This is a genomic window from Flagellimonas marina (genome assembly GCF_042651185.1).
Taxonomy (GTDB): Bacteria; Bacteroidota; Bacteroidia; order Flavobacteriales; family Flavobacteriaceae; genus Flagellimonas; species Flagellimonas marina.
The window spans coordinates 556,174-578,930 of record NZ_JBHSCL010000004.1; the positions used below are offsets into that span (position 1 = coordinate 556,174).

Annotated in this window: 26 protein-coding genes; 9 read left to right on the forward strand and 17 right to left on the reverse strand. The window is 42.0% G+C overall.

Annotation, left to right across the window (positions count from 1 at the left end):
* Positions 1 to 67: 67 nt before the first annotated feature.
* From ACFOWS_RS06050 to ACFOWS_RS06060, 3 genes are read right to left on the reverse strand one after another with little or no spacing between them, the layout of a single operon-like run.
* The gene (locus ACFOWS_RS06050; RefSeq protein WP_379763049.1) at positions 68 to 1,174 is read right to left on the reverse strand and encodes a peptidylprolyl isomerase; all 1,107 of its coding nucleotides are present in this window, start codon (positions 1,172 to 1,174) and stop codon (positions 68 to 70) included.
* Between the two features lie 11 nt (positions 1,175 to 1,185).
* Entirely contained in the window at positions 1,186 to 1,734 is a 549-nt protein-coding gene (gldI, locus tag ACFOWS_RS06055) for a gliding motility-associated peptidyl-prolyl isomerase GldI (protein WP_379763051.1), read from the reverse strand.
* Complete coding sequence (locus ACFOWS_RS06060; protein ID WP_379763052.1) at positions 1,731 to 2,747, reverse strand: DHH family phosphoesterase; 1,017 nt, start codon at positions 2,745 to 2,747, stop codon at positions 1,731 to 1,733. The genes gldI and ACFOWS_RS06060 overlap by 4 nt, the downstream gene beginning before the upstream one ends.
* A gap of 76 nt (positions 2,748 to 2,823) precedes the next feature.
* Here ACFOWS_RS06060 and ACFOWS_RS06065 point away from each other — a divergent pair, with 76 nt between their 5' ends.
* Together ACFOWS_RS06065 and ACFOWS_RS06070 are read left to right on the forward strand one after the other, a co-directional pair.
* Positions 2,824 to 3,837 carry an alkaline phosphatase D family protein gene (locus ACFOWS_RS06065; protein WP_379763053.1) on the forward strand — a complete coding sequence of 338 codons (1,014 nt, stop codon included), beginning with the start codon at positions 2,824 to 2,826 and terminating at the stop codon, positions 3,835 to 3,837.
* 50 nt (positions 3,838 to 3,887) lie between these two features.
* The gene (locus tag ACFOWS_RS06070) at positions 3,888 to 4,307 is read left to right on the forward strand and encodes a nucleoside-diphosphate kinase (protein ID WP_207097112.1); all 420 of its coding nucleotides are present in this window, start codon (positions 3,888 to 3,890) and stop codon (positions 4,305 to 4,307) included.
* 29 nt (positions 4,308 to 4,336) lie between these two features.
* On the opposite strand, the gene ACFOWS_RS06075 is transcribed toward ACFOWS_RS06070, so the two are convergent.
* The 4 genes from ACFOWS_RS06075 to recF are packed head-to-tail and all read right to left on the reverse strand — an operon-like array spanning position 4,337 to position 6,681.
* Positions 4,337 to 4,861 carry a GNAT family N-acetyltransferase gene (locus ACFOWS_RS06075; protein WP_379763054.1) on the reverse strand — a complete coding sequence of 175 codons (525 nt, stop codon included), beginning with the start codon at positions 4,859 to 4,861 and terminating at the stop codon, positions 4,337 to 4,339.
* A 20-nt stretch (positions 4,862 to 4,881) separates the two neighbouring features.
* A complete protein-coding gene (locus tag ACFOWS_RS06080) occupies positions 4,882 to 5,178 on the reverse strand; it encodes a DUF721 domain-containing protein (RefSeq protein WP_379763055.1) in 297 nt (98 codons plus the stop codon).
* Positions 5,178 to 5,600, reverse strand: a complete 423-nt coding sequence (locus tag ACFOWS_RS06085; RefSeq protein ID WP_379763056.1) for a hypothetical protein — start codon at positions 5,598 to 5,600, stop codon at positions 5,178 to 5,180. The genes ACFOWS_RS06080 and ACFOWS_RS06085 overlap by 1 nt, the downstream gene beginning before the upstream one ends.
* 1 nt (position 5,601) lies before the next feature.
* Positions 5,602 to 6,681, reverse strand: coding sequence for a DNA replication/repair protein RecF (recF, locus tag ACFOWS_RS06090; RefSeq protein WP_379763057.1), 1,080 nt, complete (start codon positions 6,679 to 6,681; stop codon positions 5,602 to 5,604).
* A 126-nt stretch (positions 6,682 to 6,807) separates the two neighbouring features.
* Here recF and ACFOWS_RS06095 point away from each other — a divergent pair, with 126 nt between their 5' ends.
* From ACFOWS_RS06095 to ACFOWS_RS06125, 7 genes are all read left to right on the forward strand, one after another.
* Complete coding sequence (locus ACFOWS_RS06095) at positions 6,808 to 7,569, forward strand: tetratricopeptide repeat protein (protein WP_366587947.1); 762 nt, start codon at positions 6,808 to 6,810, stop codon at positions 7,567 to 7,569.
* A 3-nt stretch (positions 7,570 to 7,572) separates the two neighbouring features.
* Positions 7,573 to 8,055: a 6,7-dimethyl-8-ribityllumazine synthase gene (gene ribH / locus ACFOWS_RS06100; protein WP_379763058.1), complete on the forward strand. Its 483-nt coding sequence runs from the start codon at positions 7,573 to 7,575 to the stop codon at positions 8,053 to 8,055.
* Positions 8,056 to 8,250: 195 nt separating this feature from the next.
* Positions 8,251 to 8,535, forward strand: a complete 285-nt coding sequence (locus ACFOWS_RS06105) for a riboflavin synthase subunit beta (protein WP_366587952.1) — start codon at positions 8,251 to 8,253, stop codon at positions 8,533 to 8,535.
* Entirely contained in the window at positions 8,535 to 10,385 is a 1,851-nt protein-coding gene (gene mutL / locus ACFOWS_RS06110) for a DNA mismatch repair endonuclease MutL (protein ID WP_379763059.1), read from the forward strand. The genes ACFOWS_RS06105 and mutL overlap by 1 nt, the downstream gene beginning before the upstream one ends.
* Complete coding sequence (locus ACFOWS_RS06115) at positions 10,386 to 11,120, forward strand: rhomboid family intramembrane serine protease (protein ID WP_379763060.1); 735 nt, start codon at positions 10,386 to 10,388, stop codon at positions 11,118 to 11,120.
* Positions 11,121 to 11,123: 3 nt separating this feature from the next.
* Positions 11,124 to 11,987, forward strand: a complete 864-nt coding sequence (locus ACFOWS_RS06120) for a rhomboid family intramembrane serine protease (protein ID WP_379763061.1) — start codon at positions 11,124 to 11,126, stop codon at positions 11,985 to 11,987.
* Between the two features lie 225 nt (positions 11,988 to 12,212).
* Positions 12,213 to 13,037 (forward strand): endonuclease/exonuclease/phosphatase family protein, encoded by an 825-nt coding sequence (locus ACFOWS_RS06125; RefSeq protein ID WP_379763062.1) that lies wholly within the window; start codon positions 12,213 to 12,215, stop codon positions 13,035 to 13,037.
* On the opposite strand, the gene ACFOWS_RS06130 is transcribed toward ACFOWS_RS06125, so the two are convergent.
* From ACFOWS_RS06130 to ACFOWS_RS06175, 10 genes are all read right to left on the reverse strand, one after another.
* On the reverse strand, positions 13,026 to 13,334 hold the full coding sequence (locus tag ACFOWS_RS06130) for a DUF6122 family protein (protein ID WP_379763063.1): 309 nt from the start codon (positions 13,332 to 13,334) through the stop codon (positions 13,026 to 13,028). The two genes, ACFOWS_RS06125 and ACFOWS_RS06130, sit on opposite strands and share 12 nt — an antisense overlap.
* On the reverse strand, positions 13,327 to 13,977 hold the full coding sequence (locus tag ACFOWS_RS06135; RefSeq protein ID WP_379764488.1) for a WbqC family protein: 651 nt from the start codon (positions 13,975 to 13,977) through the stop codon (positions 13,327 to 13,329). The genes ACFOWS_RS06130 and ACFOWS_RS06135 overlap by 8 nt, the downstream gene beginning before the upstream one ends.
* An 8-nt stretch (positions 13,978 to 13,985) precedes the next feature.
* Positions 13,986 to 15,731 carry a signal peptidase I gene (gene lepB, locus ACFOWS_RS06140; protein WP_379763064.1) on the reverse strand — a complete coding sequence of 582 codons (1,746 nt, stop codon included), beginning with the start codon at positions 15,729 to 15,731 and terminating at the stop codon, positions 13,986 to 13,988.
* Positions 15,732 to 15,779: 48 nt separating this feature from the next.
* The gene (gene dapB / locus ACFOWS_RS06145; protein WP_379763065.1) at positions 15,780 to 16,481 is read right to left on the reverse strand and encodes a 4-hydroxy-tetrahydrodipicolinate reductase; all 702 of its coding nucleotides are present in this window, start codon (positions 16,479 to 16,481) and stop codon (positions 15,780 to 15,782) included.
* A gap of 3 nt (positions 16,482 to 16,484) precedes the next feature.
* Positions 16,485 to 17,141, reverse strand: coding sequence for a DUF5683 domain-containing protein (locus tag ACFOWS_RS06150; RefSeq protein ID WP_379763066.1), 657 nt, complete (start codon positions 17,139 to 17,141; stop codon positions 16,485 to 16,487).
* Positions 17,134 to 18,042, reverse strand: coding sequence for a ParB/RepB/Spo0J family partition protein (locus tag ACFOWS_RS06155; protein WP_379763067.1), 909 nt, complete (start codon positions 18,040 to 18,042; stop codon positions 17,134 to 17,136). The genes ACFOWS_RS06150 and ACFOWS_RS06155 overlap by 8 nt, the downstream gene beginning before the upstream one ends.
* The gene (locus ACFOWS_RS06160) at positions 18,043 to 18,816 is read right to left on the reverse strand and encodes a ParA family protein (RefSeq protein WP_379763068.1); all 774 of its coding nucleotides are present in this window, start codon (positions 18,814 to 18,816) and stop codon (positions 18,043 to 18,045) included.
* Between the two features lie 135 nt (positions 18,817 to 18,951).
* A complete protein-coding gene (gene scpA, locus ACFOWS_RS06165) occupies positions 18,952 to 21,060 on the reverse strand; it encodes a methylmalonyl-CoA mutase (RefSeq protein WP_379763069.1) in 2,109 nt (702 codons plus the stop codon).
* On the reverse strand, positions 21,053 to 22,432 hold the full coding sequence (locus ACFOWS_RS06170; protein WP_379763070.1) for a methylmalonyl-CoA mutase subunit beta: 1,380 nt from the start codon (positions 22,430 to 22,432) through the stop codon (positions 21,053 to 21,055). The genes scpA and ACFOWS_RS06170 overlap by 8 nt, the downstream gene beginning before the upstream one ends.
* Positions 22,425 to 22,757, reverse strand: coding sequence for an FtsB family cell division protein (locus tag ACFOWS_RS06175; RefSeq protein ID WP_366587986.1), 333 nt, complete (start codon positions 22,755 to 22,757; stop codon positions 22,425 to 22,427). The genes ACFOWS_RS06170 and ACFOWS_RS06175 overlap by 8 nt, the downstream gene beginning before the upstream one ends.

Genomic DNA, 22,757 nt, shown 5'->3' on the forward strand with positions numbered 1-22,757 from the left:
CTAAGCGTACGAGAATAAAAAAGCCGCACGGAAAAGTACGGCTTTTTCTATGGTTTTTCAATTTGGGTTACTCTTGAATCTCAGTGATTTCCAAATCAAATACTAAGTCAGAATTTGGTGGAATTGGTCCACTGCCCTGGGCACCGTAGCCCAAATGTGGAGGAATGAACAAACGCACTTTATCTCCTACTTTCATGGATTGAAGACCTTCCTTGAAACCAGGGATTAGGCGGGCTTGAGGGCCGTATTCCATAGGAAACGGTGCATAACCACCTTGATCCCTTCGAGCTGGATTCAATTGATTGAATTTTTCGGCAACTTCTTGCATGTTACTGTCAAATAGGTCTCCATTAGACAAATATCCTGCATAATTGACCATTACCTGTTGTCCCTCTTTGGGTTGCTCACCTTCGCCTTTGACCAAGGAATAGATTCTTAATCCTGTTGGGGTTTCTTCGGCTTCCTCTTTTTGTTGGGCAAATTCTGCAACCAAATCTTCCTTCATTTTTTTGAACGCAGCTTCTTGGGCTTTGGCCTCTTCAAAGTAGTTGCTCATGATCTGTATGGCGTCAAACTTTTTGGCCTCTTTGCCATTGCGTACAATTTCTACTTTGTTCATGACAACGGGTACTTTGGGCTTATCGCCTGGTGCAGTTTCAACATTGGCAATGGAATCAACCACATCCATACCTTTCACCACTTCTCCGAAAACCGTATGCTTGCCATTTAACCATGGGGTAGCCTTGTGGGTTATAAAGAATTGACTGGTGTTGGTCTTTGGACCGCGATTAGCCATGGAAAGCATTCCTTTTTTTGAATGCAACAAAGAATCGTTGAATTCATCTTTAAAAGTGTACCCAATATTTCCACTTCCGGTTCCAGATGGGTCACCACCTTGAATCATAAAGTCTTTAATGACTCGGTGAAACATGACGCCGTCATAGAACTTCTTTTCTTTATACTCATCGTTTACAAAAGGACTATTGCCTTCGGCAAGGGATACAAAATTTGCTACTGTAACCGGGGTTTTTTCATATTCCAATTTCACAATAATGTCTCCTTTGGTGGTTTGGATATCGGCAAAGATACCATCCCCCAATTCGGCATACTTACTGGATTTACATCCAATAAGAACCATGGAAAACAATGCGATCAGCAATAAGGATTGTTTCATTTTTATACGTTTTAATTTATACTGTCTTTATTTATGATAATTGTGTGGAGTTCCACTGATGATTTTATCGGGGTCTGAGGCGCTACGGCATTATTGTCACCTTGATAGCCATATGCTTGTAAAGATGGGAACACAAAGGTTGCCTTTTCACTGATCTTGAGCAGTTTTACGGCGTTCTGAAGTCCCGGAAAAAGTTGTTGTTTATCCACCACATGCGATGTAGGACCTACCTCCTCCGCACTGTAAATGGTGTCGTTGTTCAAAGACATTACATTGTAGGAGAACAATATTTGGTCATTGGTTTGTGGAGCGTAAGTGGCGGTATCGTTTTTGGTTTCAAAATAGTACCAAAATCCGTTGGGACTTGTTAAATATTTGTGGATGGTGTCCTTGGCAATCAATTCCTGAATCAGCTTTTCCTCTTTGGCCAATAACGCTTTGTTCCGTTCCACAGATTCCTTGAAAAAACTTCCAGATTTTACTTCTATGGGTCGGCGAGGTTCTGGGCCTCCACAGCTCAAACACAGCAGTGCGAATAAAAGAATCAAGATGGGTCTCATGGATTCAACTCACTTTTATAGTTTTTCAGGATTTCATTGAAACGGTCAATGGTTTCCTGCATGGAAAGATCACTTTTTCCGCCCGCGGCGTTGTCATGTCCACCACCATCAAAATGTTCGCGTGCAAATTGATTAACAGAGAAATCTCCAACAGAACGCAATGAAATTTTGATAATGCCCTCTTCCTTGTTTTCAATAAAAATTAGGGCAAAAATAATGTCTTCCAGCGTTAAACCATAGTTTACGAACCCTTCTGTGTCACCTTTTTTAAAATCGTATTGGTCCAATTCCTCTTGTGTCAACGTAATGTAGGCCGTTCTGTATTCTGGTAGAATGACCATATTGCTAAGGGCCACTCCTAACAAATGGAGGCGAGAGGGTGAATTTGTGTCAAAAACTTGACGATGGATTTCCATGTTGTCAGCACCTTTGTCAATAAGATTGGCAACAATGCGATGGGTGTTACTTGAAGTGGAACGATATTTAAACGAACCCGTATCTGTCATAATACCCGTGTAGAGATTGGTGGCAATATCAGCAGTGATGCTGTTGGTTTGACCCAAAAATTCAATAAAATTATAGATCATCTCACAGGTAGAACTCATGGTGACATCAGAATACGCCACTTTCGCGTAGTCACTGGGCTGTTGGTGATGGTCGATCATGATAAATTCCGCATCTCTGCCTTTTAAAGCAGCTTCCATGGACCCAATTCGGGATAGGTCATTAAAGTCCAACGTAAAAATAACGGTAGCCTCATCCAAAAGTGCGTAAGCTTCTTGAGGCTGCCATTCAAAATTCACAACCTCATCATTTCCGGGCATCCATTTCAAGAATTTGGGATAATCGTTGGGCGAGACCACATGAGCGGTTTGCCCCATTCCCTTCAGAAAACCACAAAGACCCAAGCAAGCGCCCATGGCATCACCATCGGGGTTTTTATGGGGTACAATAACGATTTTTTGAGGCTGGGAAAGAATCGACTTAACTGTCGTGATATCCGCTAAATTCATGTGGCCAAATATACAATAATATAATATAGAGGTAACTCCTGATGCCCTATTTTTGTTTTTTGTGAAGTTTAAAGTAATGAGGATTTTTTATGTTCCATTATGTGCCCTTGTGCTTCTTTCTGGATGCAAAAAGAAGGAAAATCCAAAGGATTCCACTTTTGTCGTGGCTTTTGGTTCGTGCAACATGTCCCAGGAACCCAATCCGTTTTGGGATGACATTCTAGCTGAAAACCCAGATGTTTGGATTTGGGGCGGCGATATTGTCTATGCCGATACAGATGATGTGGAAAGGTTAAGAACCATATACGCTATGCAGGATACCGTGGCAGGATATGCTGCTTTGAAGGCAGAAGTTCCCATTATAGGAACATGGGATGATCATGACTTTGGTGTCAACGATGGTGGGTCCGATTTTGCCATTAAGGCAGAAAGCCAACAGGTCTTCCTTGACTTTATGAACGTTCCAAGTGACAGCCCGCGACGAAACCAAGAAGGCGTTTATACCTCCCATAATTATGAAACCCCAGCGGGTAAAGTGAAAGTTTTGATTTTAGATACCCGCTATTTTAGAAGCCAATTAGTGAAGGATGATGACCCGGACCGACGCTATAAACCTAATACGGCCAATGATGCCACCGTTCTTGGTGAGACGCAATGGAAGTGGTTGCAAACCGAATTAAAAAATTCCGATGCCGATTTCCACCTGATTATGTCCAGCATTCAGTTTTTATCAAGAGAACATGGGTTTGAAACTTGGGGAAACTTCCCCAACGAGGTGGAAAAACTCGAAAACATGATTGTGGATTCCAAGGCAAAAGCGGTGATTATTTTGTCTGGAGACCGACATATTTCCGAATTCTCTAAAAAGACACTTTCCGGAATGGCATATCCATTAATTGACTTTACCAGTAGTGGGCTTACCCATTCGTATTTCAGCTTTAGTGGGGAGCCTAATCGGTATCGGGTTGGAGAGGTGATATCCTGTAAGAGTTACGGAACAATAACCTTAGATTTAAGAAATAGAGAAGTTGATTTTAGGATAATGGGTGACAATGGCGTGGTTTTGCAAGAATTAAAACAGACCTATTAAGCCTTGCCCGTTATTTGAAAAAGCGTACTTTTGCGCAAAATTTAAAGTAAATGACTGGAAATAGAACGTTTACCATGATTAAGCCCGATGCTGTTGAGAACGGGTACATTGGTGCGATTTTGGAAAAAATAACAGCTGCTGGCTTTAAGATTGTGGCCATGAAGTACACGCAGTTGAGCAAAAGAGATGCAGAGGAATTTTATGGCATCCACAAAGAGCGTCCATTTTTTGGAGAGTTGGTTGAATTTATGACCCGTGGCCCCATTGTAGCTGCCATTTTGGAAAAAGACAATGCCGTTGATGATTTTCGCGCATTGATCGGTGCTACCAATCCAGCTGAGGCAGCCGAAGGTACCATCCGTAAACTATACGCAAATGACATCGCAGAGAATGCCGTTCACGGTTCTGATAGCGATGACAATGCAGCCATAGAAGGTGCTTTCCATTTTTCAGGAAGGGAAGTATTTTAATTGAAAATGAAAATTAAAGGGAAAGCCGCTCAATTTGAGCGGCTTTTTTTATTGGAGAACAATAGCAATTTCTCACCTCCTGTTTTTGACGTAATGGTTCCTACGTTACGCAATCCAATTTTTTCCAATAATCGGCAAGATTTGTCATTTATTGGCAGTACAATGGCCATAACACATTCGAATTTAAGAGTGGACTCAGCATGGTTCATTAGGACATGACATGCTTCCAACATCAATCCTTGTCCTTCAAATTCGGGAAGCAAGGCAAAACCAATATCCGGATGATTTAAATAATCGCGTTGCAAAAATCCACAGAGCCCAACAGGAATCAAAGACGATTTCAAACAAAGTTTATAAAGTCCAAAGCCATTCTTTTTATAGGAATCGATTAAACTCTCATCAATATAGGTCAGGGCCTGTTTCTTGGTTGTTACCCCCTTGTCACCGATGAATTTAAGCCAGCTTGGACTGTTTAGCAATTGTAGAATGAAATCGGCATCGTTATGGCTGGCTTCCAGTATAAGCAGTCGTTCGGTTTCTAGAATGGTTTTCACGACTTTTAGTAATGGTTCATTTACCGCAGTACCAATTTCTTCACCAATTCCCTGCCCAATTCCTCATTGATCATGGCAATGATTTTGGTTTTGCCCAGACTCAATTCTTCACGAAGAACGGAAGAGGATAACGACACAAAAAGTGTCTCATTTTTAAGCTCCACACCTGTGGTGTAGTTGTTAACCCCATTTCCCATCAAATTGGCCCAAGCTTCCCGCGCATCCACCTTGTCCATGCCCTTTTGGAGCTTATTTTCTTTGATAAACTCGTTCAACGCTTCACTCAAGGGTAAATTTGAATTCTGTCGCTTTGCCATTATCGGGGGATTTTAATGGGTTCAAATCGTTTGTAGAAATAGGTGACCCCCTCTTGGTTGATCACAGCGAACGAAGTGGAATCCAGTTCCACCAGAGTTTCCTTCCAATCGCTAAGATTGTTTTGGTAGTGCATGGCAAAACCGTTGCTCACTTCAGCAATCGAGAAATTCTCGGTATCGTTTGAAGTCGCGTAGCTGCCATCAAATTTCGGCTGCATCTTTTTTCTGTAGCCTTCGTTTTCCTTTAATTGTATAAAATCGATGCTGGGGTTCATTCCATATTCTTTTACGCTACCGTCCGGAAAAACGACCTTATCAATTTCCCAATAGCCGTTTAGGTAATGCAAGTCTGATTCGGAAACAGTAGTTTCTTTGCAGCTTAAAAGCATCAAAATCAGGAAAAAAGAAAGAATTCGAGACATACTACAAGGTAAAAATTTTATAGCTCTGGTGAATGGTTTTAACAACATTTTCCGTGCGCTCGGCATGGGTATCGCTTATAAAAATCTGTCCGAAATTCTCATTTTTAACCAGTCCAACAATGTGTGATACCCGACTCTCATCCAGCTTGTCAAAAATGTCATCCAACAGTAAAATTGGTGTGGTGCTGGCCAGCTTCTTTATAAAATGGAACTGGGCCAGTTTCAATGCAATTAAAAACGATTTTTGCTGCCCCTGGCTACCGAATTTTTTAATGGGATGTCCCGCTATGGTAAAGTTCAAATCGTCTTTATGGATGCCCACCGAAGTATATTGCAGAGCCCTGTCCTTATCGATGTTGCTTTCCAAAAGTTTTAACAGGTTTCCTTCCGAAAGTTGACTGTCATACGCAAGCATGATTTCTTCGTTTTTATCCGAAATATGGGCGTACTGTTCTTGAAAAATCGGAATAAAAGAGGAAATAAAAGCTGTTCTTTTTTTATGGATTTCTGTTCCCAGAAGGTGCAATTGCTCATTATAGATGGCCAATGTATTCGGGTCGAAGGTGTGGTTGGCCACAAAATACTTCAATAGCGAATTGCGCTGTACTAGTACCTTATTGTATTTGATAAGGGTTTGCAAATACGCTTTGTCCGATTGCGAAATGACGCCATCCATGAATTTTCGTCGGGTATCACTTCCCTCAAGAATAAGGTCACGGTCCGAAGGCGAGATGATGACCAAAGGTAAAAACCCGATGTGCTCTGAAAACTTTTCATAGGCCTTACCATTACGCTTGATTATTTTTTTGGTCCCTTTTTTAAAGGAGCAGAGTATTTTTTCGGTGCGTTGTTCCTTCTCAAATTCACCTTCAATCACAAAAAAATCGGTATCATGTTTTATGTTTTGAGTGGACACCGGATTAAAATAACTCTTGCCAAAACAGAGGTGGTAAATAGCATCCAAAATGTTGGTCTTCCCCACACCATTATCGCCCACAAGACAGTTGATGACTGGGTCAAAATCCAGCGATTTGGAATCAAAATTTTTGTAATTGACTAAAGATAAATGTCTTAAAAACATAAAAAGTTAGTGGAACAAATGGATTTTTAGGGTTTGGGAACCAATTAAAGATTCCAAAAATAACGAATAAATTGCCTTTTGGTTTTGGATAAAAACTTTATTTTTGCGCGACCAATTAAATGACGCATGGCAACATACAAGAAGAGAGGCTTTAAGCCAAAAAATAAGGCTGAAGAGGCTCAAGTTGAAGAACATGACAGCACAACGGCTGAAGTATTCAATACCCTTGATGAAAGTGCTTCCAAGACCGAAGCATGGGTTCAGAAGAACCAAAACTATATTTTAGGGGTAATTGGGGCTGTAGCTGTTGGGGTTTTGGCTTTTTTGGCCTACCACCAATTCATACAAAAGCCTAAAGAGGCCCAAGCAGCCAATGAGTTGTACTATCCACAACAATATTTTGATCAGGCTTTGGCGAGTGAAACTGCCAAGGACTCCTTGTTTACTTTGGCCTTGAACGGTGCAGAGGGAAAATACGGATTTTTGGATATCATCGAAGAATACAGTGGCACTAAAGCCGCTAATTTAGCTGAATATTCTGCTGGAATGACTTATTTAAACCTTCAGCAATATGGAGAGGCTGTTTCCCATTTAGAGAATTTCTCATCCGATGATGCTATCATGGGTGCCATGGCAAAAGGAGGCATCGGTGATGCATTTGCACAATTGAACCAGCCTGAAGATGCTTTGGATTACTATGAAAAGGCAATTGCACATAGTGATAATGAGTTCACTACACCAAGATTCTTATATAAAGCAGGCGTTATTGCCATGGAAATGAATCAGAAGGAGAAGGCTTTGGGATATTTTGAACGTATCAAGGAGGAATATCCAAAATCCCCTGAGGGTATTGGTATTGACGGTCTTATTGGAATGGCCCAAAATTAAATTATGGCCACCGAGAACAAGAATTTATCAACGTACGATAAGACTAAAATCCCAAATGCGAAGGACCTTCGGTTTGGGATTGTTGTTTCTGAATGGAACACTGAAATTACTTCGGCTCTCGCCAAAGGTGCTTTTGATGCCTTAATTGATTGTGGTGCCAAGGCAGAAAATATCCTAAAATGGGATGTGCCCGGTAGTTTTGAACTCACCTTCGGAAGCAAAAAGATGATTACGACCCAAAAAGTGGATGCAGTAATTGCCATTGGCAGTGTAATCCGTGGGGAGACCAGTCATTTTGATTTTGTTTGCAGTGCTACGGCCCAAGGCATCAAAGACTTGAATGTAGCCTATGATGTTCCCGTAATTTTCTGTGTCCTGACGGATGACACTATGCAACAGGCCAAGGACCGGAGTGGAGGTAAGCATGGCAATAAAGGAACAGAAGCTGCTATCGTAGCAATTCAAATGGCCGTGTTGGGCAAGTAAGTTCAAACACAAGCACAAGAATCAAGAGCCAAAAAACAAGGATTTATATTTCGATGTCTTTTGTGCAGCTGGATTTTCTGAACTTGCACTTGAAACTTGCACTTGAACTTGTCCGCTGTTAACATTTTTTGGCAGTAGGCCTTTACCCCTTTTTTCTATTTTGAGTACCTTTGAAGTTACACGGAAAAGGATATCATGCGAAACCCGCTGAAGCTCAGGAAAAATAAGTCGTTCAATTATTCACCACGCTATTACAAGGGTGAGGGCAATCCTTTTAAAATAGAACACAAACTAGATAAATTCAGAAGTACCGCAAATACAAAACGGGGACTCAAAAACAAGGTTACCTCTGCCATGGATGACCTAAAAGTGGAGGGAGACAAAAACCTGAAACTTCGTTTTCTCATCATCGTGGCCATTTTGGTCTTGTTGTTCCTTTTTGTGATCGACTTTGATTTATCGATATTCCTGAATCCATAATGGCCGACATCATTAAACTTTTACCGGACCATGTTGCCAATCAGATTGCAGCAGGGGAGGTGGTACAGCGGCCAGCCTCTGTGGTTAAGGAATTATTGGAGAATGCCATCGATGCTGGGTCTACAAGCATAAAATTGATAGTTAAAGATGGTGGTAAGGCATTGATTCAGGTTGTGGATGATGGTATCGGTATGAGTGAAACGGATGCCCGTTTGTCTTTTGAACGACATGCCACCTCCAAAATATCCTCTGCCCAAGATTTGTTCAATTTGCAGACCAAAGGATTTCGGGGCGAGGCCTTGGCTTCCATTGCAGCCATTGCCCATGTGGATATACAGACCCGAACCGAATCCAAGGAAGTCGGCACCCAATTAAAGATTGAGGGAAGCAAGATTGTTTCCCAAGATGTGGTGGCCGCGCCTGTTGGGACATCCATATCAGTCAAGAACCTCTTTTTTAATATTCCAGCACGACGTAATTTTTTGAAGTCCAACCAAGTGGAGCTTCGTCATATCACGGATGAGTTCCATAGAGTGGCATTGGTCCATCCCAATATTGAGTTTCATTTTTACAATAATGGTTCTGAGATTTTCAACTTGCCCAAGGGCAAGCACCGACAACGAATTGCCCATATTTTTGGAAGCAAGATGGAAAGTCGTTTGGTTCCTGTAAATGAGGAAACCGAGGTGGTGCGGATTTCGGGATTCATCTGTAAGCCCGAGTTTGCCAAAAAGAGCAGGGGAGAGCAGTTTTTCTTTGCCAACAATCGTTTTATCAAGAGCCCATATTTGCATCACGCTGTAGTGGCAGCTTTTGAAGGACTCATCAAACAGGATATGTACCCTGGGTACTTTCTGTATTTGGAAGTGGACCCGTCTTCCATCGATATCAACATTCACCCCACAAAGACCGAAGTGAAGTTTGATGATGAAAATACACTGTATGCCATTCTTCGGTCAACCATAAAGCATAGTTTGGGTCAGTTTAACGTGGCTCCGGTCTTGGATTTTGACCATGACCCCAATCTAGATACGCCTTATGCGTACAAAGAAAAGGGTGCAACGCTGCCCAAGGTTACGGTGGACCCAACCTTTAATCCATTTCAGGATTCTTCAATGGGACGGAGTAGTGGAGGTGGATTCCAAAAAAAGAGCAGTAAAGGCTGGGAAGGATTATACGAAGGCCTTGAAAAAGATGTGGATATTGAGGAATTCAGTAGTGTGGCCATCGAATCCGAAGGAGAAATCCAGGGGACTATCTATGAAGAGGACCATTTGGCAGAAGAGCATTTGGCCGCCACTTTTCAATTGCGACGTAAGTATGTGGTGAGCACCGTGAAATCTGGAATGTTGGTGATTCATCAAAAACGGGCCCACGAACGAATTCTTTTTGAAAAGTTTTTGGGAGAAATCACCGTAAAAGAAGGTGTGAGCCAGCAACTTTTGTTTCCTTTGGAATTGACCTTTACCAAACAAGAGTTGGTCATACTGAAAGAAATTAAGGATAGCCTGACAAACATTGGCTTTGCCTTTGAAAGTTTGGAGGAAGAAACTGTAAAAGTGACAGGCGTTCCGATGGTGGTTCCCGAAAGTGGAATTGGCACGGTATTGGATCGCTTGATAGCGGATTACAAAGAGGGGTTTATGGAGGGTTCCCTATCCCAGGCCGAAGTGCTGGCAAAGGTCTTGTCCAAAAACTTGGCCGTGCGGACTGGGGAATTTCTGGATCAAGAATCGCAACAGGCGTTGGTGAACAATTTGTTCGCTTGCAAGGAACCCACATTGAGTCCGTTTCAAAAATTGACATATACCATTATCTCTGAAGGAGATATCGATAAAAAATTTAGCTAGATGGGTAGAATGACCGAGGCGGTAAAACACCTGCTGATCATCAATGTGATCTTGTTTTTTGCCACACAATTATATGGGGATCAATTGTTTCAATGGTTGGCACTTTGGTTCCCCAAGAATGCCAATTTTGAATGGTGGCAAGTAGTTAGCCACATGTTCATGCATGGTGGATTGATGCACATTTTGTTCAACATGTATGCATTATGGGCTTTTGGAACCCCATTGGAACGAATGTGGGGAAGGAATAAGTTCCTTTTCTTTTACTTTTCGGCGGGATTGGGTTCAGCTATGCTTCATACTGGGGTGAACTATTATTTTTTTAGCGAAGGTTTAACTGCTTTGGAAAGTGCAGGTGTGGCAAAGGCCCAAGTGATGGATATTATTTCCAGTGGCCAATATAGCCCTGATTGGTACAATGTTGTTCCCAGAAATACTATTGACAGTATGCTCACCGCCTTCAATACACCGGCAGTTGGCGCTTCTGGAGCTATTTATGGGGTTTTGGTAGCCTTTGCCTTTGTCTATTCTGAAGCCAAACTCATGCTGATATTTTTGCCTGTGCCCATCAAGGCCAAATATTTTGTACCCTTATTGATTGCCGGGGATTTAATCTTCGGTATCAGCAATGTAAATACCGGTGTGGCCCACTTTGCACATATTGGAGGTGCCTTAATTGGGTTCATAATGATGTGGTATTGGAAGAAAAACCAGTTTAACGATAATCGTTGGAATTGATTTATGGCGAGCGGAGGAATACAATATTATATCGCAAGGATGAACATCGCTGAAAAGCTGATAGCCATCAACGTGCTTGTTTTTATTTTGGATGGTCTTTCCTTGGCTCTTCTGGGCTATTCCGTGTCACAATGGTTCCATTTGCCCAAGGGTTTCATGGATTTTTTTGGCCAGCCTTGGTCCTTGGTCACCTATTCTTTTTTTCACGGAGGGCTAGGGCATGTTTTTTGGAATATGCTCATGCTCTATTTTACAGGGCGGATTTTCCTCAATCTTTTTGATGCGCAGCGATTCATAAATGTCTACTTTTTAGGGGTCATCATTGGGGGGTTGGTATTCCTTCTTAGCTATAATGTATTCCCAACCCTATTGAATACAAATACAGCTTTGATTGGTGCTTCTGCTGGGGTTACCGCTGTACTCATTTTCATTTGTGCCTATATTCCCAATCAAGAGGTTAGAATCATATTTTTTAATGTGAAGTTATGGTATGTAGGGGCATTTTTTGTTTTGGTCGACTTGATTCAGATTCCGTATGGTGGAAATATAGGAGGAAGGTTGGCACACTTGGGCGGCGCTTTTTTGGGGTACATTTATGCCAGACAATTACTGAATGGAAGAGATATTGGTTCAGGATTCAGCAAACTCTGGGACAGCATAGTTCAACTCTTTAAGCCCAAAGAGAAAAAAGCACCCTTAAAAACCGTATACAAAAAAAATGCAGCAAAGAAGGGTACACCCGATTACGATAAGGAGGCCCATCAGCGAAAAATAGATGCCATTTTGGACAAGATTAGCAAGTCGGGTTATGAGAGTCTGTCCAAAGAAGAAAAAGATTATTTGTTCAAAGCAGGTAAGGAAGATTGATTTGTGAAAAAGCTATCATTTGTCGATAAAATTATTTTTTTTCTGAACGGTGTCTTTGCTCTGTTACTTTTACTTGCACTGTTGGTACCTTTCATTCCAACAAATTGGGTTCCCTCATTGTCAGTAATCAGCTTAGTTGCTCAGTTTTTGGTTGTTTTGAATCTGGTTTTTGTGGTCTACTGGTCTCTAAGAAAAAAAAGACATTTTTTACTATCAGGTGTTTTATTGGTTTTATGGTATGTGGTATTGGGATCTTTTTATAGATTTTCAGGAAAAGAGGAGAAAACCAATGATGATGACTCTTTTACAATTATGAGCTTCAATGCAAGGAGCTTTAATGAACTCAAGCAATTGGATGTCGAAAATATAGATAGTCTTATCTACGACTTTGTTACCGAAAAGAACCCTGACATTGTGTGTTTTCAGGAAACATATTATGTAATGAAGCGTAACAATGCCCTGTCTCAGTATAAATACAAGTACGTGGATTTTATTTATGGAAAACACAATGGAAAAGTAATCCAGTCTGTTTATTCCAAGTTCCCAATCATTAAAATAGATTCCCTAAGTTTTCCCAAAAGCTTTAATAATGCCATTTATTCAGATATTTTGATAGGTATGGATACTGTTAGGGTTTATAATGTCCATCTCCAATCATTTAGGATTGTTCCTGGGTTAAATACCATCAAAAATGAGGAATCTTCAAGATTATTTTCCAAGTCAAGGAGTGTAATGCTCAAACAATATGAACAAGCCAACTTAATAAGGAAAAGTATGGCGCAAACTTCTCATAAGAAAATCGTGGTGGGAGACTTCAATAACACACAATACTCCAATATTTACCATATAATTAAAGGAGACATGAACGACACTTACATGGAAAAAGGTTCTGGTTTTGGAAGAACATATGATCTTTTGGGATTTCCATTGCGAATTGATTATATTTTTGCTGATTCCGATTTTGAAATAGTCGCCCATAAAAACTTCAACGAAAAATTATCCGATCATTATCCCGTCATGGCCACTTTACGACTGTCTTCAAAGCAGTAGGCAATCCGTCATATCCGCAATGATATGTATAATCAGTGCCAGCCCAACAATTCGAGTTGGTTTAAAAAAGGGTAGAACGCAATACACCAAAATAGCCCAGTACGAATGCAATGGGTGAAAACCGATACTACACCGATTTGGGTCAAACAAAGGATTGGCCCAAAGGTGATCTACATCGATTACAATTCCCATCAAGAGAATAAGAACAACTTTTATTCTGTTTTCTTTAAAAAAGAAAAAAGCAATGAGGATGGGAACCAAAAAATGAATTCCGTAATGTAGGAGGTGTCTATACATCCAAAAAATCTAAAGACTGACTTTTCAAGTAGGAAAGCGTGTTGGGACCTTCATTGAACAAAAGGTCCAAAACACTTAGATTAGGGATAAAACCATGGCGTTCCCCAAAAACCTGGGTATAGGGCTCCATTTTTAAGGGAGTCTCTTTTTTGGCCTCGACCAAAAATCGCGCGTCAAAATAGTTCCCTGGTTCAGGCTCATATCTGGAGGTCTTTTCCGTTGGAAATTCAATTCCCAGACAATCGGCTATGGTTTGTATGGTTTTCAGGTTATACTCAAATAGTGAATCGTCGTTTCCCTCATATAAAGGTCTTATATCATCTTCGTAAAACTCAAAGAAAGGTGAGGTCCTATAGGCTGTTTCCAAGGTACGCCAATGTATCTTCTTCCAATTATAGGTATTGTCCAGTTCAACATCTGTGTATTTTTGGCGACCTTCAGCGCCTCCCACATGTTTTATGGGAATGTTGAGCATGTGCTTGCCCTTATCTGTGCAGATATAACATCGATTGCGGTAGGTTTGCTTCTGAAAATTGTCATTCGCTTCCCATATCACATCTTCTTGCACCAATGCGGCGAAGGTGGCAATACTTGGAAAATAGCAGGGATGGACTAGTATTTGTTGATTTGTTGATTCGATAATCGTATGGGTTAACCATTTTCTTTATTCTTTCTTCGCTTTCTGAAAAAATCGAACACAAACCAACCCGCAATCAATGCAACAAAATACCAACGATAAGACACTGGTTCTCCACTTCCACCAACGGTAGTAAAGACCCGTTCCCAACGTGGCCTCCAATTGGCAATACCTTCAGTAAAATTATCGAAACTCATCCAAAGAAAGACTGGTTTTCCAACGATGTGGTCGGCAGGTACGTAGCCCCAAGTTCTACTGTCTTCCGAGTGGTCTCTATTATCGCCCATCATCCAATAATAATCCTGTTTAAAGGTATAGGAATTGGCTTCTTCGCCATTGATGAACACCTTCTGACCGCTCACTTTTACATCGTTATGCTCGTAATCGCGAATAATTTTTTTGTAAAGCGGAATTGTTTTGGAGTTGATTTCAACCGTAGCGCCAGCTTCCGGAATATAAATTGGCCCAAAATTGTCATTATTCCAAGGGTAAAGATTCGGTTTTTGCGGGAACGCACCACCATACCTGCCTTTGGGCTCTTCGGTCTTAACAACAGAATCAATCGCTGGGTTTTCCCGGAGCCGCGACACCATTTCATCAGTCATATTGGCCATTCTTGAACGTGGCTTTTCCTCGGTTAGGGAAAGTCTCAATTGACGGATAACATCAATAGGGATACCATCCTCATTTGCGATAAGTTCAATTTTTCCATCTTGGGTTCGGTTGGCCCCCAGAACATAAGGGGTTAGAGCATTGTATTGATTTTGGTTCAGCGGACCGGAAATATAAGTCCTTAAATAATCCGAAGCTTCCACCTCTTCCAAAAACCGGCTTGAAACTCCGTTTTTAGCGTAAATTTCATAATCATACATGGGTTTGGCACGGTCAGACAATTTCAATCGGGTGCCATTAATATGCACATAGCCATCAATCACCGCCAAAGAATCCCCGGGTGTGCCTACACAGCGTTTAACGTAGTTCGATTTTTTATCAATCGGTTTTTTAACTGCTTTTTCTGCTTTGAAGAACTGGTACAGTGTATCGGAGGGAAGACTGAACACTACAATATCATTCTTCTTCACACGCTCAAAGCCGGGCAAACGCATATAGGGCAACTGCAACTTGTTGATCCAGGAAGTTTTATGGGTCTCTGGGTTTACATCGGCCAAATATGATCTTGTTTTTAAAACAGGAAGCGTATCGTGTACCATTGGCGCGGCCAAAGTGGTGATTGGAACACGGGCCCCATAATGAAACTTGCTCACAAAGAGGAAATCCCCAACTCTAAGCGTGCGTTCCAAGGAACCTGTGGGAATCACATACGGTTGAATGAAATAGGTGTGAACAAGGGTCGCCGCCACTATGGCAAAGACAATGGAACTGACCCACTCTCCCAATCCTGTGCGTGGTTTTAGACTTCGGTCTTCAATATAGGTTACATCTTCCGCATAGTTGATGTAAAAAATATAAAGTCCTAGGGTAAGAATCACCAACCATGTATCCAATAGAGTGTTTTTTCCAAAACTTCGGATGGTCTCCACCCATACCACGGGAATCATCAATAAATTGATGATGGGGATGAATAACAAAATGACCCACCACCAAGGGCGATTGATGATTTTCATTAAAACAACACCATTATAAATTGGAATTGCCGCTTCCCATGCTTTTCGTCCTGCTTTGATATAAAGCTTCCAAGTCCCTAGAAAATGGATGACTTGAATGATCAAGATAAAAATGATCCATTGTGTGCCGCTCATGTATAAGTTTCTTAGTTAGACTGTCCGCCTAAATTGTTGTTACGTTTTTTAGCTTAGGTTTAACACATCCTTCATGGAGAAAACCCCTGTTTTTCCCTGAATCCATTCGGCGGCTATGACCGCCCCCAAAGCAAAGCCTTCCCGGTTGTGTGCCGTGTGCTTTATTTCAATACTGTCCACATTGCTTTCATAGCAAATACTGTGTGTTCCAGGAACCATTCCTTCTCGTTTTGAGGTGATAGGTATGATTTTATCACCGGATTTTTCAAGTTGCCATTCAGTATAAGCTGTGTTATTTATGATTCCTTCTGCCAGAGTGATGGCCGTTCCGCTGGGGGCATCCAGTTTTTGGGTGTGATGGATTTCTTCCATAGAAACTTTATACTGTTCCAATTTGGACATCATTTTGGCCAGATGCGCATTCAATTCAAAAAAAATATTTACCCCCAAACTAAAGTTTGAAGCGTAAATAAATGCACTCTTGTTTTTATTACAGCGTTCCACGGCTTCATTGTATTGATTTAACCATCCTGTGGTACCGCAAATTACGGGGACTCCGTTTTCAAAACACCCCGTAATGTTGTCGAAAGCTGAGTCTGGAGTACTGAAATCAATGGCCACATCCATGGAGGCGTAGTCAATATCAGCCGCGTCAACATCTACTTTTGCAACAATTTTATGTCCTCTGCTTTGCGCAATTTCGGCAATCATTCTACCCATTTTGCCATAACCGAACAGACCTATCCTCATATTCTAAAATTTTACGACCAGAGCCATTCCATAGTTAGGCTGGTTAGTCACAGGATTCAAATCCAAGTATGGCTTAAAGTCCACCGCTAGATTATCATCCACATTGTATTGTTTAAGATGCGCATCCACATTGGCATCGATAATATTCAAGGCATAGAGGGCAATGGTGATTACCAAGGCCAAATCTCTATCCCGTTGCGTACGTTCTTGGGCATCTTGCAATGCTTCATCGGAAACATCAGGACCGTTTCCATCTCCATTGATATCAAAAAATTCGTCATCCTCAAAACCTGCAAGTCTTCTTTTGAAGGCATTTCGGGCACTTCTGTAGTTTGTATTGTTTATGGAATAAACATAGATTCCCGTACCTATTGCTCCCCAGACTATTGGAGCTTTCCAATAGCGCTTGTTGTAGACCTGACCCAATCCGGGAAGAATCGCAGAGTAAAAAGCGGCTTTGCTGGGTGCCAAAGGGTTGATGCGTTTTTTTTCATAGGTGACCTCCTGTACGGTAATACCTTTATCCTCAAGATTTTGAGCCAAGGAATCAACAGCCGTGGGTTGGGGTTGCGCCTCTTCTTCTTTTTTTTCCTCCTCTTGGGAAAAACCAGTTTGAAGAAACAACAAGAAAAAGAACAACAAAAGAAGGTTTTTATTCACCTGTCAATAGTTTTTTGATACGCTGGAATTCTTCTTCAGAGTGGAATGGAATCACAATCTTACCTTTTCCACTTGCGGAAGCGGTAATGTCCACCTTGGTGGAAAGATGTTCTTTCAGTACGTCAGCTCCCTTGGTCGCAAAGCTGGGTACTTTTTTTAATTCCTTTTTGGAAGTTCCTCCAGACGCACCCTTGGGCTCCTTCAAGGATTTAACCAGTTGTTCCGTTTCACGAACGGAAAGACCATCGGAGACCACCTTTTCATAGACCGCGATTTGCTCCTTCTTTTTGTCTATGTTGATAAGGGCCCGTCCATGTCCCATGCTGATGAAACCATCCCGCATTCCGGTTTGGATGATGGGGTCCAATTTTAATAGTCGGAGGTAATTTGTGATCGTGGAGCGTTTTTTACCTACCCGGTCGCTCAATTTTTCTTGTGTGATTTGGATTTCGTCAATCAATCGTTGGTAGGAAAGGGCAATTTCAATGGGATCTAAATCCTGACGTTGAATGTTTTCCACCAAAGCCATTTCCAAGGACTCTTGGTCATTGGCGATTCTGATGTAGGCCGGTATGGTTTCCAAACCCACCAATCTGGAGGCACGGTACCTTCGTTCCCCTGATACCAACTGAAACTTGTTGAAATCGAGCTTACGAACGGTAATGGGTTGAATAATGCCCAATTCCCGGATGGAACTGGCCAATTCTTCCAAGGCTTCATCATTAAAATTGGAACGGGGCTGAAACGGATTCATCTCAATGGAATCAATTTCCAATTCCACCACATTACCTATGACCTTGTCCGCATTTTTGTCCGAAACAGATTGAATATCGTTCTCAGGATCTTTCAATAGAGCGGACAGGCCTCTTCCCAAAGCCTGTTTTTTCGTTGCTTTCGCCATCTAAACTTTCTCCTTGTTTTTCTTTAAAATTTCATTGGCCAAGTTAAGGTAATTGGAGGCCCCTTTGCTGCTCGCATCGTATTTTATGATGCTTTCGCCATAACTTGGTGCTTCACTCAGCCTAACATTTCGTTGGATAATGGTATCGAAAACCATATCGGCAAAGTGTTTCTTTACTTCTTCCACAACTTGGTTGGATAGTCTCAACCTGGAATCGTACATCGTCAACAACATACCTTCAATATCTAAATCGTTGTTGTGTATCTTTTGTACGCTTTTTACGGTATTCAATAATTTACCAAGTCCTTCAAGCGCAAAATATTCACATTGAATGGGAATCATCACTGAATCTGCCGCGGTTAGGGCGTTCAAAGTGAGCAATCCCAAAGATGGGGCACAGTCAATAAGGACAAAATCGTATCGATCACCCAAATTTTTGAGGGCTTCCTTCATCATATACTCCCTGTTGTCTTTGTCCACCAATTCAATCTCAATGGCCACAAGGTCTATATGTGCCGGGACCAAATCCACATTTGGGGAATCGGTTTGGATGATGACATCCTCCACACGCATAGTGTGCTCCAAAAGCTGATAGGTTCCATGTTCCACAGAATCCACATCAATACCTAAACCGGATGTGGCATTTGCCTGGGGGTCGGCGTCAATCAGCAACACTTTCTTTTCCAAAACACCAAGGGAAGCAGCAAGGTTTACCGTAGTGGTTGTTTTGCCCACACCGCCCTTTTGGTTTGCAATAGCAATAATCTTGCCCATTTCATAGTAAGTTAGGTGCTAAAAATACGATTATTTGAGATGCTATAAAATGTATTTTGTTAACAGGGGGTGAATAACTGGGGCAATCTGCGTTAAAGAAAGTTAAAGTTATATTTATGAGATCGTTATGGGCGATTAATCCATTAAAATCGTTAAAATTTCTAGGGCAGCATCGCTGATTTTTGTTCCGGGCCCAAAAACGGACACCGCACCCTTGTCCAAAAGATGCTTATAATCCTGTTTTGGAATAACACCACCTACAATGACCATGATGTCTTCCCTTCCTAGTTTTTTGAGTTCTTGAACTACTTCGGGAACCAAGGTTTTATGCCCCCCGGCCAAGGATGAAATACCTAGAATGTGCACGTCATTTTCCACGGCTTGTTTGGCTACTTCGGATGGAGTTTGGAACAACGGACCGATATCCACGTCAAAGCCTAGGTCGGCATAGCCGGTAGCGACGACTTTTGCACCGCGGTCATGCCCATCCTGGCCCATTTTGGCCACCATGATTCGAGGTCTTCGACCTTCTTGCAATGCGAATTCATCGGCCATTTTTCGGGCCTTTTCAAAACTTTTGTCGTCTTTGATTTCTTTGGAATACACGCCGGTAAAGGATTGAATTTTAGCCTTGTAGCGTCCGAAAGCACTCTCCATGGCATCGCTGATTTCACCCAAGGTAGCACGAGCTTTGGCCGCTTGTACCGCTAAAGCTAACAAATTTCCGCGGTCGGTTTGGTTTTGAGTGGCTTTTTTGGATGCGATACGGATGGCCTCCAATGTTTTTTCAACTTCGGATGCATTCCGTGTGGATTTAATTTTCTCTAGTCGAGCCATTTGTTGTTGGCGGACCTTTGCGTTGTCCACCTCCAAAATTTGAAGCTCATCCTCGTTCTCCAATCGATATTTGTTCACACCCACGATCACATCTTGACCACTATCGATTCGAGCCTGTTTTTTGGCGGCGGCTTCTTCAATCCGCATTTTGGGAATCCCTTTTTCAATCGCTTGGGTCATACCGCCCAATTTTTCAACTTCTTCGATGAGCCTCCATGCCTCTTCCGCGATTTCTTGTGTCAATTTTTCCACTACGTGACTTCCCGCCCAAGGGTCAACAGTACGGGTAATGTGCGTTTCTTGTTGCAAATAAATCTGGGTATTTCGAGCAATCCGGGCCGAGAAATCCGTGGGAAGGGCAATGGCCTCGTCCAATGCATTAGTGTGTAGACTCTGCGTACCACCAAAAGCGGCAGCCATGGCCTCGACGGTGGTTCGAGCTACATTGTTGAACGGGTCTTGCTCGGTCAAACTCCAACCACTGGTCTGACTGTGCGTACGGAGCATGAGTGATTTTTCATTTTTGGGATTGAATTGCTTTACCAATTTTGCCCAAAGCATCCGACCGGCCCGCATTTTGGCAATTTCTGTGAAATGATTCATACCAATGCCCCAAAAAAAGGAGAGTCGCGGGGCAAATTCATCGATTTTTAACCCTGCCTTGATTCCGGTGCGGATGTACTCAATTCCATCGGCCAAGGTATAGGCCAATTCCATCGCAGCCGGAGCACCTGCTTCGTGCATGTGGTACCCAGAAATACTAATGCTATTGAATCTGGGCATATTTTGACTGGCAAACTCAAAAATATCGGCCACTAATTGCATGGACGGAGTAGGAGGATAGATATAGGTGTTCCGCACCATAAACTCCTTTAAAATATCATTTTGAATGGTTCCCGAGAGTTGTTCCATGGAAACACCTTGCTCTTGGGCGGCCACAATGTAAAAGGCCATAATGGGAATAACGGCCCCGTTCATGGTCATGGAAACGGACATTTTATCCAAGGGAATGCCATCGAACAAAATTTTCATATCCTCAACCGAATCAATAGCGACTCCGGCTTTGCCGACATCGCCAACCACACGTTCATTATCAGAATCATAACCGCGATGGGTGGGGAGGTCAAAGGCTACGGAAAGTCCTTTTTGGCCTGCCTCCAGATTTCTTTGGTAAAAGGCGTTGCTTTCCTCCGCGGTGGAGAATCCCGCATATTGGCGGATAGTCCAAGGTCTGCGAACGTACATGGTGGAGTAGGGGCCACGTAGGAATGGAGAGATACCTGCAGCAAAATCTGAATGAGGAAAGTTAGGAGTTAGGAGTTTTGAGTTTTGAGTATTATCCGACTCTGAACCCTGAACTCTGAACTCTGAACTCAACTCCAAATGTTGAAGGTTTTTTCTACTCATCGTTCAATCGTTTTTGTTCGAGGGTTTCCGCCAATCGTTTTTCGATAATGGGCTCCATCAAGGTTTTTCTGGGCTGAGTCTTTACAAAAGGATACAGTTCCAGATTTTCCTTCATACGGTCTTGCTTGTTTTGGTACTTGTTGGTTCCGACGAGAACGAGTTGGGCTTCATCAAACAACTGCTGTTCCTTAGCGGCACTTTCCTTGATTTTTTGCTGTATGCCCCCCTTTTTCAACGCATCCAAAAAGCCTCCTGATTTCTCAATCTGTTTGAAGAGAGCCAATGCTTTTTCAGCCAATTGCTCGGTGAGGGATTCAATGTAATAGGTACCTTCGGAAGCTTGGGCGGCCGTCTTAAAATAACTTTCTTCCTTCAGCAGTAACAATTGATTTCTTGCTATACGTTCCCCAAAGTCGTTGTCCTTGTGGTAAATGGCATCGTAAGGGAGATTGCATATGATATCGGCCCCACCCAAAACGGCAGACATACTTTCCGAAGCGGTTCGGAGTAGGTTCACATTGTAATCGTATAGCGTCTTATTCCGTTTGGAGGGTATTGCGATGATATGGCAATCGTTATCAATACCATATTCAGCTGCCAAACTGCTCCACAACCAGCGCAGTGCCCTGAGTTTGGCTATTTCAAAGAAATAGTTTCCTCCGACTGCTACTTTAAAAGTGATTGGAAACGTTTTGTTGGGCTCAAAATGATTCAAATATTCGTTGGCATGGGCCAACCCATAGGCCAATTGTTGTACCATGTTTGCCCCTGCATTCTGGTAGAGCGAAATATCAACGCCAATGGAATTGACATTCATTTTTTTTGAAGTGATGGCATGGATTTCTTCCAAAATGGAGTGGTCTCTCTCCAAACTATGAAACCAATTTCCGCTACGGGCGAGATTTCCAATAAGGTCTATATTCAGGTAAACTTGGACCGCATTGTCTCCAAGATGGGCCATCAATTTTTTGATGGGTTCCGAGGCCAAAAACTGAAAATTGAAATGAAGTGGTGTGCTTGTCACATCAATTTCTTTCAGCAAAGTGGCAAAATCAATAGTTTCATTTGGAATGGTGAAAACCAAACTTTCCACCCCTTTTTCCAGGATTTCCAAAGCTTTGGTATTGGCTTTGTTGGCATCTCCAGTATAAATGGTCTGGGCAATATGCCAACTATGATTTTTAGGAAGATGGAAGGTTTTTAATCCCTCCAAATCCTCGGAATGGTAAAACGGTTTTATGTTGATGCCCTCCAAGGATTCCCAAACCAAGGTGTCGTTATAATCCGCACCTTTCAGGTCAAATTGAATCTTTTGTTTCCACTGTTTTGCAGAAACTGGAGGGAATTCATCAAACAAACCGACGTTACTCATCTTCCTTGTTTTTTAAGCTGTCTTCGTATTCAATCAGGAAAATTTCTTCTTTTTCCTTTTTCATATAATATTTTTCCCGGGCAAACTTTTCAAGCTCTTCTTTATCCGATAAGGTTTCCAAAACTTTCTTGTCCTTTTCAATTTCGCCTTTCAAAAACTCCTTCTGTTCTTCCAGTTTTTTGATTTCCCTTCGGAGTTCCAAATGAATCAGCAGTGAATTCGTATCAAAAAAAGCCATCCAAATCACAAAAATGGTCAATACCAAAATGTACATATTGGTCATGAGCTTGAACCATTTTTTTTGTCGCAATTCCTTTAGCCCCAT